General features: G+C 74.1%; 14 protein-coding genes. 7 read left to right on the top strand and 7 right to left on the bottom strand.

Features of this window, described 5'->3' with window-relative positions; all coding sequences use genetic code 11:
* Positions 1 to 72 precede the first annotated feature (72 nt).
* From IE252_RS01150 to IE252_RS01140, 3 genes are all read right to left on the bottom strand, one after another.
* Positions 73 to 1518, bottom strand: a complete 1446-nt coding sequence (locus tag IE252_RS01150; RefSeq protein ID WP_190087308.1) for a glyceraldehyde-3-phosphate dehydrogenase — start codon at positions 1516 to 1518, stop codon at positions 73 to 75.
* A gap of 102 nt (positions 1519 to 1620) precedes the next feature.
* Complete coding sequence (locus IE252_RS43870) at positions 1621 to 2331, bottom strand: collagen-like domain-containing protein (protein WP_190087307.1); 711 nt, start codon at positions 2329 to 2331, stop codon at positions 1621 to 1623.
* 145 nt (positions 2332 to 2476) lie between these two features.
* Positions 2477 to 3187 carry a L,D-transpeptidase gene (locus IE252_RS01140; protein WP_190087306.1) on the bottom strand — a complete coding sequence of 237 codons (711 nt, stop codon included), beginning with the start codon at positions 3185 to 3187 and terminating at the stop codon, positions 2477 to 2479.
* A gap of 321 nt (positions 3188 to 3508) precedes the next feature.
* Here IE252_RS01140 and IE252_RS01135 point away from each other — a divergent pair, with 321 nt between their 5' ends.
* Positions 3509 to 5197 carry a CDP-glycerol glycerophosphotransferase family protein gene (locus IE252_RS01135; protein ID WP_190087808.1) on the top strand — a complete coding sequence of 563 codons (1689 nt, stop codon included), beginning with the start codon at positions 3509 to 3511 and terminating at the stop codon, positions 5195 to 5197.
* 25 nt (positions 5198 to 5222) lie between these two features.
* On the opposite strand, the gene IE252_RS01130 is transcribed toward IE252_RS01135, so the two are convergent.
* On the bottom strand, positions 5223 to 7574 hold the full coding sequence (locus IE252_RS01130) for an ATP-binding protein (RefSeq protein WP_229847814.1): 2352 nt from the start codon (positions 7572 to 7574) through the stop codon (positions 5223 to 5225).
* A gap of 417 nt (positions 7575 to 7991) precedes the next feature.
* Between IE252_RS01130 and IE252_RS42980 the strand changes: the two genes are divergently transcribed.
* From IE252_RS42980 to IE252_RS01110, 5 genes are all read left to right on the top strand, one after another.
* A complete protein-coding gene (locus IE252_RS42980; protein WP_229847812.1) occupies positions 7992 to 8099 on the top strand; it encodes a keywimysin-related RiPP in 108 nt (35 codons plus the stop codon).
* Positions 8100 to 8262: 163 nt separating this feature from the next.
* Complete coding sequence (locus IE252_RS01125) at positions 8263 to 10137, top strand: lasso peptide isopeptide bond-forming cyclase (protein WP_190087305.1); 1875 nt, start codon at positions 8263 to 8265, stop codon at positions 10135 to 10137.
* A gap of 4 nt (positions 10138 to 10141) precedes the next feature.
* The gene (locus tag IE252_RS01120) at positions 10142 to 10399 is read left to right on the top strand and encodes a lasso peptide biosynthesis PqqD family chaperone (protein WP_190087304.1); all 258 of its coding nucleotides are present in this window, start codon (positions 10142 to 10144) and stop codon (positions 10397 to 10399) included.
* Between the two features lie 67 nt (positions 10400 to 10466).
* A complete protein-coding gene (locus tag IE252_RS01115) occupies positions 10467 to 10883 on the top strand; it encodes a lasso peptide biosynthesis B2 protein (protein WP_190087303.1) in 417 nt (138 codons plus the stop codon).
* A 4-nt stretch (positions 10884 to 10887) separates the two neighbouring features.
* Positions 10888 to 12702, top strand: a complete 1815-nt coding sequence (locus IE252_RS01110; RefSeq protein ID WP_373298488.1) for an ABC transporter ATP-binding protein — start codon at positions 10888 to 10890, stop codon at positions 12700 to 12702.
* 70 nt (positions 12703 to 12772) lie between these two features.
* On the opposite strand, the gene IE252_RS01105 is transcribed toward IE252_RS01110, so the two are convergent.
* The 3 genes from IE252_RS01105 to IE252_RS01095 all read right to left on the bottom strand — a co-directional run bounded on the left by IE252_RS01105 (position 12773) and on the right by IE252_RS01095 (position 16060).
* The gene (locus tag IE252_RS01105) at positions 12773 to 12898 is read right to left on the bottom strand and encodes an ALQxL family class IV lanthipeptide (RefSeq protein WP_190087302.1); all 126 of its coding nucleotides are present in this window, start codon (positions 12896 to 12898) and stop codon (positions 12773 to 12775) included.
* Between the two features lie 77 nt (positions 12899 to 12975).
* Positions 12976 to 15825 carry a class IV lanthionine synthetase LanL gene (gene lanL / locus IE252_RS01100; protein ID WP_190087301.1) on the bottom strand — a complete coding sequence of 950 codons (2850 nt, stop codon included), beginning with the start codon at positions 15823 to 15825 and terminating at the stop codon, positions 12976 to 12978.
* A gap of 52 nt (positions 15826 to 15877) precedes the next feature.
* Complete coding sequence (locus tag IE252_RS01095; RefSeq protein ID WP_190087300.1) at positions 15878 to 16060, bottom strand: hypothetical protein; 183 nt, start codon at positions 16058 to 16060, stop codon at positions 15878 to 15880.
* Between the two features lie 185 nt (positions 16061 to 16245).
* Here IE252_RS01095 and IE252_RS01090 point away from each other — a divergent pair, with 185 nt between their 5' ends.
* Positions 16246 to 17310, top strand: coding sequence for a hypothetical protein (locus IE252_RS01090; RefSeq protein WP_190087299.1), 1065 nt, complete (start codon positions 16246 to 16248; stop codon positions 17308 to 17310).
* Positions 17311 to 17322 lie beyond the last annotated feature (12 nt).

The following is a 17322-nucleotide window of genomic DNA, read 5'->3' as shown; positions in this document are numbered from 1 at the left end:
CCACACGTACGAGAAGAGGCGCCCGGCCTGGGATTTCCCCAGACCGGGCGCCTCTTTCGTGCGTCAGGACGCTCAGCTCATCGGCACCGGGTACGTCGGGTACTCGACGCCCGAGACGTGCTGGACCACGCGGATGACCTGGCACGAGTAGCCGAACTCGTTGTCGTACCAGAGGTACAGGATCGCGTTGTCGCCGTCGACCTTCGTGGCACCGGCGTCGACGATCGAGGCGTGACGCGAGCCGACGAAGTCCATCGACACCGCGTCGGGGGCCGTGGTGAAGTCGATCTGGCGCTTCAGCGGCGAGTTCAGCGAGACGTCGCGGAGGTACTCCAGGACCTCCTCGCGGGTGGTCTCGCGGCCGAGCCGCAGGCTGAGGATCGCGATCGAGACGTCCGGCACCGGGACGCGGATCGAGCTGCCGGTGATCGGCGCCTTGAGGTCCGGCAGGGCCTTCGCGACGGCGGAGGCGGCACCGGTCTCGGTGATGACCATGTTCAGCGGCGCCGAACGGCCACGGCGGTCGGCCTTGTGGTAGTTGTCCAGCAGGTTCTGGTCGTTGGTGAACGAGTGGACGGTCTCCACGTGGCCGCGCAGCACGCCGTACTCGTCCGCCATCGCCTTCAGCGGCGGGACGATCGCGTTGGTGGTGCAGGACGCGCAGGACAGGATCTGCTCGTCCGGCTTGATCGTGTCGTGGTTGACGCCGTGCACGATGTTGGGCACGTCGCCCTTGCCGGGCGCCGTCAGGACGACCTTGTCGATGCCGGGGCGCAGGTGCTTGGAGAGGCCCTCGCGGTCGCGCCACTTGCCGGTGTTGTCGATGAGGATGGCGTCGTTGATGCCGTACGCCGTGTAGTCGACCTCGGACGGGTCGTTGGCGTAGATCACCTTGATCTCGTTGCCGTTGGCGACGATGGTGCTGGTCGCCTCGTCCACGGTGATCGTGCCCTGGAACTGGCCGTGGATGGAGTCGCGGCGCAGCAGCGAGGCGCGCTTGACGAGGTCCGCCTCGCCGCCGCCGCGCACGACGATGGCGCGCAGCCGCAGGCCGTTGCCGGAACCGGCCTTCTCGATGAGCAGGCGCGCGACGAGGCGGCCGATGCGGCCGAACCCGTAGAGCACCACGTCGCGGCCCTCGCCGCGCTCGATCTTGTTGGCACCCGTGGCGCCGACGACGGCCCCGGCGGTGAACTCGGCCACGGACAGCCCGCGGTCGTCGGCCTGGTACGTCGCGGCGAGCATGCCGATGTCGATCTGGGAGGGGCCGAGATCGAGGGTGGTGAGAGCCTGCAGGAACGGAAGCGTGTCGGTGACCGAGAGTTCCTCACCGGCGATCTGCCGGGCGAATCGGTGGGTCTTGAGGATGCTGACCACCGACTTGTTCACCAGGGAGCGGCTGTGGAGGAGGACGGTGACGTCCCGCTCCCGGTGCAGCTTCCCGATGATCGGGATCATCGACTCCGCGATCTCCTCGCGGTTCTTCCAATTGGTGAACGAGTCGTCATTGACAGTCACGAGTTTATCTTTCGAGCTAGGCGGCGCTCATATGGTAACCCGACCCCTGTTCGACCCTTCAGGGGGTGCCGCCTAGCGCGTGTAACACGAGAACGGGCGAGGTCAGGCGATCGGCAGGCAGACCGCCTGGGCCTGGAAGACGCGGTCCGCGGTCGACGTGTTGGTCATCGCGACGATCCAGTCGCTTCCCACCGTGTGGGAGGTCACCGCGGCGAGACCGCTGGGCTCGGTCCGGTAGAAGAAGCCACCACCGGTGGGCATCGTCCCGTCCGGGCACCTCGCGATGGCGAACTCGGTCTTGCCGGGGGCGACGGTCGTCTGAACGCTGTGAACGATCTTGGGAGCCTTCGCCACTCCGGCCGGACCGGTCGGACCCGCGGCGCCCTGCTCACCGTGATCGCCCTTGTCACCCTTGTCGCCCTTCGGGCCGGCGGGTCCCACCTGCCCCGGGTCCCCCTTGTCCCCCTTGGGGCCCACCGCGCCGCCCTTGCCCGCCGGGCCGGTGGGGCCATGGGGACCAGCGGGGCCGATGTGCCCCTGTGGACCGGCCGGGCCTTCCGGTCCGGTGGGTCCCTGTTCGCCAGCCGGACCGGCCGGGCCCGTGGGCCCCTGCGCACCGGCGGGACCGGCCGGTCCAGCGGGTCCGTGCGGCCCGGCCGGGCCCTGCGGTCCGACGCAGACGACCGAGTCCCCCACACTCCGGCACTCGTCGCCGCCCCCACCACCGGCGAAGGCCGCCGGAGCCGACAGCACTCCCGCACCCACCACCGCGGCCACCGCCACAGCGGTCCGGGCCACTCTGCGAGCGTTCATGATCTTCTCCTTCGGCGAGAGCCACCGGGCCGTGCACGGCGGTGACGGAAAACCCACACCCGATAACCGTGAGTGAATGCCTGTCACGATGCCCCAGCCGCCGGGGGCCCGCCATCCGGGAACCCCCGGAGGACTGGCCGAAGGGTCACCCTCCCGGCTTCCTCCCCCACACGTACACCGCGTCCCCCTGCTGGAGAGCGGTCCACAGCCGCTTGGCGTCGGCGTAGCGCAGATTGACGCAGCCGTGGGAGCCGACGCCCTCGTAGAGGTTGTTGTAGACGCCGTGGATGGCCTGGCCGCCGCTGAAGTACTGACTGAACGTCATCGGCGAGTTGTAGAGCGTCGACCAGTCGTCCTCCTTGCGCCGTTCGACGCGGAACCAGCCGGTCCGGGTGGGCAGCTCCGCCCGGCCCGACCGGATGGCGACGGGCGTGAAGGCCACCTTGCCGTCCAGGGCGACCCACATGATCTGGTGGCCCAGATCGACGCAGGCGACCCGGCCCTTGCGCTCGGGACAGCCGCGCAGCTGCTCGGGATAGTTCTGGGCCCACTCCCAGTAGAGGGCGGTGTACGTGATCGGCCCGGCGGAGCCGTCGGCGGGCACGATGAGCTGGCTCTCCTGGTACCGCTGGATCGCCAGGCAGTCGGCGGGCGACTGCGAGCCGTCCACCTCGAGGCCGAGCAGCTCTTCGACCTGGCGCTGATACGGGCCGTCGGCCGTCGAGCACTTCAGCGGGGCGCTCGCGGGCGTCGCGGGTGCGACGCCGTACGCGGGCAGGACGCCGACGGTGAGCGCCAGGGGCGCGGCGGGGATCAGCGCCCGCAGGGTGCGGCCGGTTCGGGGGAACTTCCACATGGCGCATACATGTGCACCGTCCGCCGAGCGCGTACCCCCGCCGGGCCGAACTTCACTCTCCCGCGCCGAGGCCGGACCCCGCCGGACCCCTGCCGGTAATCTGTAGCCCGGTCAGGCCACGTCCCCAGAAGGGTTGTTCCGCGGTTTGAAGTGCGATAGAGCGACGATGGCCAGAGCCGCGAGCCGCGAGCCGCGAGCCGCGAGCCGCGAGCCGCGAGCCGCGAGCCGCGAGCCGCGAGCCGCGAGCCGCGAGCCGCGAGCCGCGAGCCGCGAGCCGCGCGGGCATAGGGGACATTCGGCGCGTAGCTTCTCGGGGTGGCCATGCACCCTAGCCCGCCCCTGCGCGTACCGGTAGGGCACGAAGCCCCGCGGTGGAGCACCTTCCAGGCCCTGCGGACGCTCGTCGTCGCCGCCCGCACGGTCACCTCGACCGCCCGCGTCCTGGAGTCGCTGCCCGCCCTCCTGCGCGACGACACCCGTGTGTCCGTGGTGTTCGCGTACGACCCGACGTCCGCCTTCGACAACGGCGTCCTGGAGCTGCTGCACGACTCCGGTTGCCGGGTCATGCCCTGGGGGCAGTTGGGCGAGATCGACCCGGATCTGATCGTCTCCGCCAGCGAGAACATCGATGTACCGGACGGCGACTGCCCGGTCCTCGTCCTGCCGCACGGCATCGGCTTCCAGAAGTTCGTCCCGGACTCCCGGGCGCCGCGCACCCGGCTGTCCGGTGTGGTCCCCGACGCGCTCCTGGAGGCGGGGCGCGCCTGGCTGGCGGTGTCACACCCGGACCAGGAAGCCCAACTGCTCGCCAGCCATCCGAAGACCGCCGGTCGCACCCTGCTGGTGGGCGATCCGTGCTTCGACGAGCTGGTGGTGAGCGCGCGGCACCGGGACGCGTACCGGGCGGCGCTGGGCGTCGGCCCCGGACAGCGCCTGGTCATGGTGAGCTCGACCTGGGGGCCGACCTCCCTCGTCGGCCGGGAGCCGGGGCTGCCCGCGCGCCTGCTCGCCGCGCTGCCGTACGACGAGTACCGGGTGGGCGCGATCGTCCACCCCAACGTGTGGTCGGCGCACGGCTCCTGGCAGCTCCGCACGGCGCAGGCCACCGCGCTGGACGCGGGGCTGCTGCTGATGCCGCCGGTCCACAGCTGGCGGCCCGCGCTGGTCGCGGCCGACCTCGTCGTCGGCGACCACGGTTCGGTGACGCTGTACGGGGCCGCCCTGAACAAGCCCGTCCTGCTCGCCGCGTTCGGGAGCGACGCCGTGCCGGGGACCGCGGGCGCCGATCTCGGCCGGATGGCGCCCCGCCTCGATCCGGCCGGAGACCTGCGGCGGCAGATCGAGGACGCCGTCCAGAGCCATGAGCCGCAGCAGTACGCGGAGGTCGCCGGGCGCGCCTTCAGCGACTCCGGGCAGGCGCTCGCCCGGCTGCGTACCGCCGTATATCAGCTGCTCCAACTGCCCGAGCCGCCCTCGCGGCCGCCCGCCGCGCCGACCCTGCTCCCGCCGGATCCCGCGTCGGCGGCGGTCACTTCGTGGCGGGTGGCCACCGCCGTCGCCGAGGACGTGGGGCGGCCGGTGGTCACCGTGCAGCGGTTCCCCGCCGCCGTCTGCGAGGACTGGGCCGAGGGCCCGGGCCCGTACGTCCATTTGGCGTGCACCGACGAGGAGCGCGACCCGCGCCTGGCCGAGAGCGCGTCGGTCGTCGTCCGCGCCCGCCCGGCCGCGACGGCCGCCGGGGCCCTGGGCTGGATCCAGGACACGCTGACCCGGCTGCCGGGCAGCGGCCTGGCCGCGACCGGCGTCAGCGGGGCCGAGTGGCTGGTCGGGCTTCGGGACGGGCGGGTCGTCGAGGCGGCGGCCACCGGCCCGGCCCTGGACGCGGGGCTGTTGGCGGCCGCCGTGTACGGCTGTCTGCGCGCGGGCCGCCCGCTGGACGACACCATGGTGACGCTGAGGGTCGGCGGACTGCGCGACGCGGACGTCGTCCTGCGACTGCGCCCGCGCTGAACCGTCGTCGTACAGCGCGCCTTCCCTAGTCGCCGTCCAGCCGCTCGCGCAGCCCCTGCGCCTCGGGGCTGCCGCCCGCCTCGTGGATCTCCAGGGCCCGGACGAGGTACGGGCGTGCGGCGGAGCGCGGCGCGCCGCTCCGCTCGGTGATGTCGGCCAGTCGGACCAGGGCCTGCGCCTCGTAGTGGGTGGCGTCCTGTTCGTGCAGGGTGCGGGCGGCCTCGCGCAGTGCGCGCAGGGCCTCCTGGGTGTCGCCCAGGTGGTCGTGGACGGTCCCGAGGGCGGCCGTCGCCCGCGCCGCCATCCGCGCGTCCGAGCAGCCGAGGAGTTCGTCCCGCGCCCGGGTGAGCGTGGTCAGGGCGTCGGCGTGGTCGCCGTGGGCGTCCTGCGCGCACCCGAGGAAGTACGCCGCGATGGCCGCCCCGCGCGCCTCGCCCGCCCGGCGGTTGAGAGCGAGGGAGCGCCGGTACGCCTCGATGGCGCGGGCGGGGTCGGCGCGGTCCCAGTACCGCCCGAGGAACTCCTGCACGGACGCCCGCAGGACGATGTGGTCGGCGATCTCGGCGCAGCTCACGGCCGCTTCCAGCTCCGCGCGCGCCCGGTCGTCCTCGCCGAGGTCGAGCAGGGGCCGCGACAGCAGGCTCCGCAGCCGCGCCTCGGCGGCCGGCATCAGGTCCGCAGCGGCGGCGGCCGCGCCCAGCTCCAGGGACTCCCGCCACATGGCCAGGTGCCGGTGGTGCAGGAACAGAACGGTGAAGGCCTCCGCCAACTGCCATACAACTTCGTGCAGTTGCTCCTGCACGGCCGCCCGGAGCACCTGGAGGATGTTCGTCCGCTCGGCCTCCAGCCACTCCAGCGGGACCGGGCCGCCCGGCGAGGCGAACGGATCCGGAATATCCGCCAGCGGCCCGGAGAGGTCGGCGATGCGCAGGCGGTCCGCCCGGATCGCCCGGTCGGCCAGGGCGGTGAGGGCCAGGTAGTGCGTGACCACGCGCCGCGTCAGCGCCGCCCGCTCGCCGTCCGCCTCCTCCCGCTCCGCGCATTCGCGCGCGTGCAGCCGTACGAGGTCGTGCAGGCGGTACCGGCCGTCCGGGGAGCCTTCGAGGAGGCTCGCGGTCTCCAGTACCTCCAGGAGTTCCGCCGCGTGCGGAACGTCGATTCCGGCGGCGACGGCCGCCGTCGTGGTATCGAAGGCGCTCACCGGCGCCCATCCCAGGAGCCGGTAGAGCCGGGCCGCGTCGGGCCGCAGCGTGCGGTACGACGGGCCGAGCACGGCGGACACCTGGCGCTCCCCTCGCATCGACATTCCGGCGAGCCGTCCGGCCTCGTCGGCGAGCTCGTCCGCCAGGCCGGTCATGGTCAGCCGGCGGTCGGTGAGCAGCCGGGCCGCCACCACGTGCAGCGCCACCGGAAGGCCGCCGCACAGCTCCACCAGCCGCTCGGCGGCGGCCCGTTCGGCGGTCACGGCGTCCTCGCCGCAGCGGTCGGCGAGCAGCCGCATCCCGCCGTCCCCGTCCAGCGGGTCGAGCGAGATCAACCGAGCGCCGTCCAGGACCAGTTCGCCGAGTTTCCCGTGGCTGGTGACGAGCACGGCGCTGCCGGGCCCTTTGGGGACGAGGGGTCTGACCTGCGCGGGGTGGCTGACGTCGTCGAGGACGACCAGCATGCGGCGCTCTGCCGAGTGCGACCGGAACAGCGCGGTGCGCTCGGCGAGCGAGCGCGGCATCCAGTCGTCGCTCACGCCGAGCGATCTGAGGCACATGGCGACGGCCTCGGAGACGTCGCCGCCGGTCCCTGCGCGCAGGCTCGCGAAGTCCACGTACATCTGGCCGTCGGGGTACAGCTCCCGAGCCCTGTCCGCCCAGTGGCAGGCGGTCGCGGTCTTGCCGACGCCGGGCAGACCGTGGAGCACGCCGATGCCGACGGGGGCGGCGGCGCGGGTCCCGCCACTTCCGAAGCACCGGTCCAGGGCCGACAGGTCGGCCGTGCGGTTGACGAACGCGACGGTGAGGGCGGGCACTTGGAAGGGACGGACTTCGGGGCGCGTCGAGTGGGGTTGGGCGGGGGCGAGTTCGTCGAGCAGCCGCCGCAATTCCACGGCCGCGCCCGGGTCCTCGCGGAGGATCCGCAGGAGCCGCTGCGACCAGCGGTCCTCCAGGTCCGCCAGGGCACGCGCGTCCGGTACGCCGCGCACCGCCGCCAGCTCGTCCTCGGCGTCCCCGGCGGCGCGCGTGCCGTCCGTGCCGTCCGCGCCACCGCGTCGGCGGGCGAGGAAGCGCGCCAGCCGCTCCTTGGCCTGCCCCCAGGAGTCCGTGACCATGAGCCCGACCAGGCTCGTCGCACCCGACGCCGCGAGCGCGGTCAACTCGGCGTCCACCCAGCCCCCTTCATGTCTCCCGCCCGTCGGGCCGGTCGACACCACCGTAGAGAGGGCGGGCGGAGTTGGACAGCCCGACGCGCGGTCCGCGTTTCGGCCACCCCGGCCCCGCACGTCGATCGGATGATCCCCCCGGCCGAAGAGGGGTTCTATTGACCTGAGCCCCGCCACAAGCCCACAGCCCCACGGATCACACCCCGGAGCGGGTGCGCCCGCAGCACGGTCGTGCGACCGAAAGACGCGCCCCCCGGGCGCTACCCGCCACCTCCGGGTGGTGATTGTGATGATGCTCTTATCGTATTTAGGTGGGTGATGCGGATTTCACCGCTCGGGGGACCGGAAACGGCATTCCCCTCGTAAATCCGCTTTAGGCGCGCCTGGGAAATGCACCGTCCCCCACGGGAAAGGAGTTCCACCTTGACGTACGGGCGCCCCACCCTCACCAAGGCCGGCGGATTCCGCAAGGTCACGGGACTCAAGGACCACGGGCCCAAGGACGTCCTCGGCGGCAAGCAGCTCCTCTGAACACGGGCGGCTCGTGACCGCCTCGCGGTGCGAGTCCCGTCGTAGGCCTGCCGGTCGCTGAACCGGCCCGGCCATCGGGTGGCGGCGTCCAGCCGCCACCCGATCCCTTTGCCGTGAAGCGTGAGCCCTCCCCTTTGGACACTGCCGACCGGAGGCCGTAGCCGTGCCAGAGTTCCTTTCCCTGCGGGCCGTGCCCGCCTGGTTCGTCGTCCTGCCCGATACGGACGCGGCCGCCGCCCTCGCCGCCAAGGCGCTCGCCCACGTCAACCGGAGCCTGCCCCACGCCTCCGGCCGCCCCTGGCTGGTGGGCCGTTGGGCGCCCGAGACGATCGTCGCGGCGAAGCACCGGGGCGTACGCGTGGTCCTGATCGGCGAGCACACCGTCACGGCCCAGGAGGCGCAGCGCGCCGCCGCCGCGACTTCGGCGGGGTCCTCCCTGACCGCGCTCGACCGCTTCGCCGCCGCCTGGACCGGCAGCTTCCACCTGGTCGCCAGTTGCGGCGGGCGGGCCCTGGTACGGGGCGGCGTCGTCGGGATGCGGCGCGTGTTCCACACCGACCCCGCGCCGCCGGGCTCCGCAGGGGTGAGCCTGGCGTCCGACCGGGCCGATGTGCTCGCCGAACTCGTCGGCGCCGAACTTGACGAGCACCGGCTCGCCCTCGAACTGATCACGTCGGTGCCGTACCCGCTCGCCGGGTCCCCGATGTGGCGGGGTGTGCACGCGGTGCCCGGCGGCCACGCCCTCACCCTGGACGCGCGCGGCCGGGCCCGAACGACCCGCTGGTGGTCGCCGCCCGAGCCCGAGATCCCGCTGGCCGAGGGCGCCCTGCACCTGCGCGACGCGCTGACCGCCGCCGTCGAGGCGCGCACGCGCGGGCGCGAGCTGGTGACGGCGGATCTGGGCGGCCTGGACTCCACCGCCGTGTGCTGCACCGCCGCACACGGCGGTGCGAAGGTCGTCGCGTACACCGCCGCCCTCCACGACGAGCTCGGCGACGACGTGTCCTGGGCGCGGCGGACCGTCCAGGCCCTGGAAACCGTCGAGCACCACGTCGTCCCGGCCGAGGACGTGGCCATGACCTTCGACGGCGTCGACGTGCTCGACGACGTCCTGGACACCCCCAGCATCCTCACGGTGGACCGCAACCGGCGCATGCACATCGTGGCGCTGGCGGCGGCCCGGGGCTCGGGGCTGCATCTGACCGGGCTGGGAGGCGACGAGCTCCTCGCCGGAACACCCGCCCGGCTGCACGCCCTGGTACGGACCCATCCCCTCATCGCCCTGCGGCACATACGCGGGTACGGCGCGAAGTACCAGTGGTCCAGGGGGCGAACGGCACACCAGTTGCTGGACCGGCGCTCGTACAGGTCCTGGCTCGGCCGGGTCGCCCGCGATCTGACCGCGCCGCCCGCCCCCGTGGACGAGCCACTGCTCGACTGGTCGGTGCCGCCCCGGATGCCGCCCTGGGCCACCCGCGAGGCCGTCGACGCGGTGCGCACCCTGCTCCGCGACCGTCTGCGCGACGTCGGGCCGCGCGGCCGGGACCACGGCGAGCACCGGGAACTGGTCGCCATGGACGGCATCTCGCAGTGGACCCGGCACATCGGGCAGATGGCCGCCCCGCTCGGGATCACCGTCGCGGCCCCGTACTACGACGACCGCGTGATCGAGGCGGCCCTGGCGGTGCGGCCGCAGGAGCGGATCACGCCCTGGCGCTACAAGCCGCTCATCGTCGAAGCGATGCGCGGCGTCGTGCCGGAGGCCAGCCGTACGCGCGGCACCAAGGCCAACGCCACCTTCGAGGAGGAGGCGGGGCTGCGCCGCCACCGCGCCCGGCTGCTCGCGCTGTGCGAGGACTCGCGGCTGGCCCGGCTCGGGCTGGTCGACGAGCGGGTGCTGCGCGAGTGGTGCGGCCGCGCGCTCTCCGCGGAGACCGAGAGCTATCTGCTGCATTCGACCGTGGCCTGCGAAGTGTGGCTGCGCTCCCGGGAGACGACACCGTCCCAGGCCGGACCTCCGGCCGGCCGAGAAGGGTGAGCCGATGTGCACGCTGAAGCCCGAGGTCCTGCTCACCGAGACCGAGTACGGCAGGGCCCTGCTCGACCAGAGGCGCGCCGAGTACTGGACCCTCAACCCCACCGCGGCGCTCGTCCTGCAGACCCTGCTCGACGGCCACGGCGCCGAGCGGGCGGTGGCGAGCCTGGTCGAACGGTACGAGGGCGTCGACGTGCAGACGGCGGCGCGGGACGTCGCGCGCATCGTGGACGACCTGAGCTCGGCGGGCCTCATCGCCCCGTAGACCCCGTAACGGATGCGCCCGCGGAGACCGCAGGGACCCGCAGAGACCGGCAGAGAAGAGGAACGGAATGTCGACGCCCGAAGCGCTTCCCTACCGCCCTCGCTCCGTCCCCCTGGGCCGCCGTGTCGCGGCCCGGCTGGTGGTGGGCTGTGCGCACGCGCTGGCCGCGCTGCCGCCCGGCCGCATCCGCGCCGTCCTGGGCCTGCTGCGCAGGGGCGCCCGGCCCGCGACGCTCGCGGAGGCGACCCGGGCGCGCGAGACGGTGCTCGCCGTGAGCCTGGCGGCGGGCGGGCACAAGGGGTGTCTGCCCCGGTCGCTGGCCACCGTGCTGCTCTGCCGCTGCCGGGGCCAGTGGCCCACCTGGTGCGTCGGGGTGCGCACCCGTCCGCCGTTCGCCGCGCACGCCTGGGTGGAGGCCGAGGGCGAGCTCGTGGGCGAGGGCACGCCTGCCGACTACTTCCAGCGCTTCTTCGCGGTGGAGTGAGGCCGTGACGCAAGCGCCTCCCGTCGAGATCCGCCGAGCGTCCGACGACGATCGCGTGACGGCCCGGCCGGACGACCCTCCACGCACCAACGGCCATCGCGCCCTCCTGAGCCACCTCCGCCCGCAGCGCACCCGGATGCTCGCCGGGGTGCTCCTCGGCCTGCTGGGCAGTCTGATGGGGCTGGCGCAGCCCCTCGCGGCGAAGCACGTGATGGACGACATGGGCCGTGGGCAGCCGGCGGCCGGCCCCGTCGTCGCGCTCAGCGCGCTGGTGGTGGCGGGCGGCATCCTCGCCGGCCTCGGCCACTACGTACTGGACCGGTCCGCCGAGGCCGTCGTCTGCGCCGCCCGCCGCCGCCTGACCGACCGTCTGCTGCGGCTGCGCGTTCCGGTGGTGGAGCGCACCGAGCCGGGCGATCTGATCGCCCGCGCCACCTCCGACACCGCGCTGCTGCGCCAGAGCGCCCCCCAGGCGGTGTCGGCCGCCGTCACGGGCACCCTGATCACCGCTGCGACGGTCGTCATGATGGGGCTCCTCGACGCGGTGCTGCTCGGCGTCACGCTCGCCGTGATCGCGTTCGTGGGCGTCGTCGTCGCGGTGGTCTCCCCGCGCATCGGCCGCGCCACCCGGCACACCCAGGAGGCGGTCGGCCGCATCGGGGCCGCGCTCGAACGGGCCCTGGGCGCCTTCCGTACGCTCAAGGCGTCCGGCGCCGAACAGCGCGAGGCCGCGGTGCTGCACCGGGCGGCCGAACACGCCCGCCGCACCGGGGTGCGCGCCGCCGCGTGGGAAGCGGTCTCCGCGACCGTGTCGGCGGTGGTCGTGCAGATCTGCTTCCTCGTCGTCCTGGGGGTGGGCGGCGCGCGCGTGACCTCCGGCGCGATCGGCGTCTCCACGCTGGTGGCCTTCCTCCTCTACCTCTTCGCGCTTGCACCCAGGATCGGCCAACTGGTCGACGGGGTGGGCCAGTTCCAGATCGGCTCGGCCGCGGCCGCCCGCATCCGGGAGGTGGAGGAGCTGGAGGTGGAGGACGTGGGGGTGCCGGGTGTCGCGGCCCTGGCGCCCCCCGGACAGGAGCCGCTGCCCGCCACCGTGGCGTTCCACGAGGTGCGGTTCGCCTACCGCCCCGGGCTGCCGGACGTCCACCGACGGGTCTCCTTCACGGTTCCCGGCTGCGGTCTGACCGCGTTCGTCGGACCGTCGGGCGCGGGCAAGACCACCGCGTTCTCCCTGATCGAGCGGTTCTACGAGCCCGACGCCGGCCGGGTGTCCCTTGACGGCAAGGACGTACGGGAGTGGCCGCTGGCCGAGCTGCGGGCCAACATCGGCTACGTCGAGCAGGACTCCCCCGTCCTCGCGGGCACCCTCCGCGACAACCTGACGCTGGGGGTCGGCGAGGCGACAGCGGACCAACTGCACCACGTCCTGCGGCTGGCCCGGCTCGAGGGCGTGGCCGACCGGCTGCCGCAGGGCCTTGACACCGACGTCGGACATCGGGGCTGCCGACTCTCCGGCGGCGAGCGCCAGCGCGTGGCGATCGCCCGGGCCCTGCTACGCCGCCCCAGGCTTCTGCTGCTCGACGAGGCGACCTCGCAGCTCGACGCGGCCAACGAGGCGGCCCTGCGCGACACCGTCGCCGACGCGGCCCGCACCACCACGGTCCTGGTGGTCGCCCACCGGCTGTCCACCGTGACCACGGCCGACCGCATCGTGGTCATGGAAGCCGGGTGCGTACGGGCGGTGGGGACCCACGCCCAACTGCTGGCCCGCGACAGCCTGTACCGCGAGCTGGCGACGACCCAACTGCTGCACCGCTAGCCCGTGTTCAGCCTGACTGGCAAGCAGGGTGGAGGGGGCCGGACTGGAGCCGGTCCCCTCCACCGGCGCGTCAGCAGCCGCTGGTGTGGATGCGACAGGCCGTGATCAGCGCGGCGGCGTGGTCCTCGCCGCCGAGGCTCTCGGTGCGGATGTCCTCGGGCAGGACCTGGAGGGCGTCGATGTCGTGCTCCATCATGGTGGACTCCTTCGTTCGGGAGGGACGGGCCGGACCCGGCGGGTCCGGCCGCCGGTGGCCGGGTGGCCACCGGACGTTCAGGGGTGGGCGCGTCCGCCCTCGGGCAGCCACGCGCGGGGCCCGCCGAACCGCATGCGCAGCAGCGGCGCGAGGCTTCCGGCGAGGCCGCCGGCGTACTCGGCGAGCACCGTCTTGCGGTTCTCGTCGGGCACCAGCAACCGGCCGTCGTACCGGACCGCCTGCGCCGCCAGGTGCTCGACCAGCAGCTCGGCCCCGGCTCGGTGGTGCGCGTCGCCCGTCAACTCGGCCGCGTCGAGCAGGAATTCGGCGTTGCCCGCGAGCCCGTGGCAGGTCGACGTCGAGTCGGTCGCCCTGCCCGCCCGTACGGCGAGGGCCGCGCCCTCCACCAGCTCGCGCAGGGCGTCGTCGTGCGCGCCGGTGGCCGACCAGAGCCGGACCAGGAAGGTGCCCACTCCGGACGAGCCGCTGCACCAGTGCCGGGCCAGGTCGGGCGAGTCGGAGAGGTGGCGGGCGCGGTCGACCGGCCACAGGGCACCCGCGGGTCCCCGGCGGGCGGCGGCGGCCAACGTGGCGCCCGCCTCGACGGCCACGCCCAGGAAGCGCTCCTCCCCCGTGGCCTCGGCCGCGAGCAGCAGGAAGGTGCCGACCCCGGCCACGCCGTGCGCGAAGCCGTAGTGCCAGGCTCCCGCGAGGGCGGACGCGAAGTCCTCGGGCACCGGCCAGAAGATCCCCTCCGGGGTGCGCCGGGCCGCCGCGAGCAGCCCGTCGGCGGCCCGGGTGGCACGGTCGAGGAAGCGCGGGTCCCCGGTGGTGCGCCAGAAGTGCAGCTGGGCCAGACCGGATCCGGCCGCGCCGTGGCAGACGTCGGGGTTGGGCCACTCGACCGGGAGCGCCAGGGCGAGGTCGGCGGCGCGGGCGGCGAGCGCGGTGTCGTCGAGCGCCCGGGCCGCGTCCAGCAGGGCCCACGCCGTGCCGGAGCGGCCGAAGTGCAGGCCGGGGAGGTTCCCGGGCAGGGCGTCCCGCCGGTCGGCGGTCCAGTACGCGGCGGACCGCAGCCCTTCGCGCAACGCGTCCCGGGTCACGGGCGCCGATCCGGCGCCGTCCTCGTCCCAGTGGCGCAGCGCCCGGGCGAGTACGCTCACGCCGCCCGCCGAACCGTGCTGCACGGCCACCGGGTCGCACGTCTCGCCGAACGCCTCCGAGGGCCAGAGCCGTTCGGTGTCGTGCGGGCGCATGGTGGCGAGGAGGTGGGCGACACCGTCGTGAAGCAGGCGTGCGCGGGTGCGCACGGCGTCGACGGGCTCCGGGTCCGCTGCCGTACGGGCGGCGGCGACCTGCACCAGGGACCCTCGCGCCTCCCCCGCCCCGGTGACGAACTGGCGTGCCCGCTCCAGCGTCCACCGCTCGGCCGGGTCGTCCCGCATCAACCCCCGTATCAGCGGCGAGAACCGGCGTACCAGCGGGTTGTCGCGGGCCAGCAGCTCCACGAGCCCGGCCAGGCGCTCCTCCTCCGGTCGGCCCCCGTCCCCCGCGCCCGGCCGGTCCGCCGCGAACAGCGGGTCCGCGCCGGTCAGCGCGTGCAGCACCGTCGCCCCCAGGGCGTACAGGTCGACGTCCGGCGCCAGCGCGGGCGCCACCTGGTCCAGGGCGCGCAGTTCGGGGGCGGTGTAGCCGGGGGTGGCGCCGAGCACCCAGAGTTCGCCCTGCCGGGCCGCCATCTCCAGGTCGATCAGCAGGAGTTGGCCGTCCGGCGTGACCATCACGTTGTTGGGGTTGAAGTCGTGGAGGGTGACGCCCAGTTCGTGGGCGGTGCCGACCAGTTCGACGAGCTGCCAGACCAGGGAGTCGGCCGTACGGTCGTCCGGGCAGCCGGTCCCGTCCTGGATCAGGCGCTCGGCGACGGTACGCCGCAGGGTCGCCCCGGGCACGGACTCGGTCGCCAGGAACTCGCTGCCCTGCTGCTCGAACACCTCCACCAGGCGCGGGACCCGGTCGGGGCGGGCGCTGCCGAAGCGGTCGAGCAGCGCCGCCTCCCGGCGCAGCAGATCGCGGACGTCCAGCCCCTCCAACCCCGCCCCCACGTGGGGGCGGGCCTGCTTGACGACGACCTGGGCGCCGGTCCTGGTGTCCTCGGCGCGGAACACCCCGCCCTTGTTGGAGTGCTGGATCGCACCGCGCACGAGATAGCGGTCGTTCAGCAGCACCGGCTTGGCCGTGGCCTTGCTGCGGGCCGGGGCCGCCGGGCGGTCGGGGAACGGGTCGCCCGCCCAGGCCGGCGGGCTGAACCAGGCGTTCCGCTCGTCGGCGACCGGCCGCCCCTCGGGGTCGGTCAGCCGAGCGGCGAAGCAGCCGTCGGCCGTCAGGACCGTGGCGGCGGCGAACACGCCGTACCGGTAGTACACCTGACTGCCCGGCAGATAGCGGCGGTCGGACAGCACCGCGGGCCCCGGCAGCCCCACGGTGGCGCGGTGCAGTTCCTCGGCGAGCAGGCGGAAGTGGTCGTCGTCGGCCGGGTACACGGTGATGAACTTGCCGCCCCCGCCGCGCTCGTAGCGCCCGGAGACGAGGGCCGCGACCCGGGCGGGGCTGCCCGCGAACTTGAACGCGGCCCGGTGGGCGACGAGCACCTCGGCGGCCCGGGCCAGGGTGAGGGGCGCGGAGAGCGGGGTGGCCGAGACGTGGAGCTTCCAGCCCTGGGCGCGGCGGGCGGCCCCGGCGGGGACGACGTGGCACCAGAAGTCACCGGGCTCCACGTTCCAGTCCGCCCCGGCGGCGGTACGGGCCACCACCGCCCGTACCAGATCGGGCAACAGCGCCAGGTCCGCCGGACGTTCGGCGCGGGCCCGCCGGGGTCCGGGCAGGGCCGGAGCCGGGGCGGGCGGCGGCGGCGCGGGCAGGGTGGACACGCTGTTCGACCTCACAGTTCGCAGGAGGAGGAGCGGAAGGAAATAAAGGGGGCTAGAGCTGGGGCCGCACGTAGTCGTCGCCCCAGCTCGTGTCGAGGATGTCCGCCGCGACCGTCGCGGTCGCACCCCCGCGCACTCCGGCCGCCGTCCCCGGGCCGCCGTTCGCCGTGGTGACGCACGCGCCACCCACCAGCAGGACTGTGAGGACGAGAAGACAGCGGACTGCTCCGGGCATGGCACGGCTCCAGGGTCGGGAGGTCATGAACTCATGGACACACGGGGTCCCAAATGTCGGCCTGGCGGGGTTTGCCCGGCCGGACGACCAAAGTCCATCCCGGCGGGCCCCGTTGGTCCAGCGCTTTGACCTGGCAATACCCTGCATGGCACGGAAGTCGTACGGCCGCATTGCGGGGGAAACTCATGACTATCGGGGCAAACTTGGACGGGCTGCCGCAGCTGGACGCGAGAGCCGTCGCCGTCTTCGAGTACGTGCTGTCGCGGGGCAGCCTCAAGCGGTGGCCGCCCGACGCGCCCCCGGCGCTCGGCCTGACCCAGGAGGAGGTCGAGGCGGCCTGCCGGACCCTGCTGCTGCTCCGGCTGCTGCGCCCCGCGCCGGGCAGACCCGAGGAGCTCATACCGGTCAGCCCCGACGCCGCCGCGGCCGAGGTGGTGGGTCCGCTGGAGGCGCGGCTCGCACGGGACGCGGCGCACGCCCAGTCCGTCCGCGACGAGTTGCACTCCCTCATGCCGCACTACCGCGCCGCCCGGCGCGGGCGCGGCCACCGGGAGGGCATCGACCTGCTGCCCGACCTGTCGGCGGCGTCGGCGATGCTCACCGAGGCCGCGGCGGAGTGCCGGGAGGAGGTGTTCAGCATCCAGCCGGGCGGCGGCCGCGCGCCCCACCGCCTCGGGGACGCCATCGACCGCGACCTGGCGATGCTCCGCCGGGGCGTCCGGATGCGCACGCTCTACCAGCACTCGGCGCGCGCCAGCCTGTCCACCCAGGGGTATGTGGAGACGCTCGCCGAGGCCGGTGCCGAGTACCGCACCGCCGCCGAACTGCCCGACCGGGCCGTGGTGTTCGACCGGGCCGTGGCCTTTCTGCCCCGGCGGGCGGACGGCGGGTCGGGCGAGGGCGCGGTGCTCGTCCGGGACCCCGACGTGGTCGCCTACCTCTGCCGGGTGTTCGAGCAGCACTGGTCCGGCGCGACCCCGTTCCTGGGTACCAGCGAGGCCGCGTACAAGGAGGTCGGACACAGTCTGCGGCGGGCGCTGGTGGGGCTGCTCGCCGAGGGCGCCAAGGACGAGGTGATCGCCCGGCGCATGGGCATGTCCCTGCGCACCTGCCGCCGCCACATCGCGGACCTGCTTGAGGAGCTGGGCGCCGAGAGCCGCTTCCAGGGCGGTGCGCTCGCCGAACGCGCCGGACTCACCGCGCCCGAGGACCCGGTGGCCCGGGATTGCGGCGGCACCCCGCACGAATGAGCCGGTGCCCGG

This window comes from Streptomyces melanogenes (assembly GCF_014649795.1).
Classification (GTDB): Bacteria; Actinomycetota; Actinomycetes; order Streptomycetales; family Streptomycetaceae; genus Streptomyces; species Streptomyces noboritoensis.
This window is presented reverse-complemented; position numbering and strand designations above follow the sequence as displayed.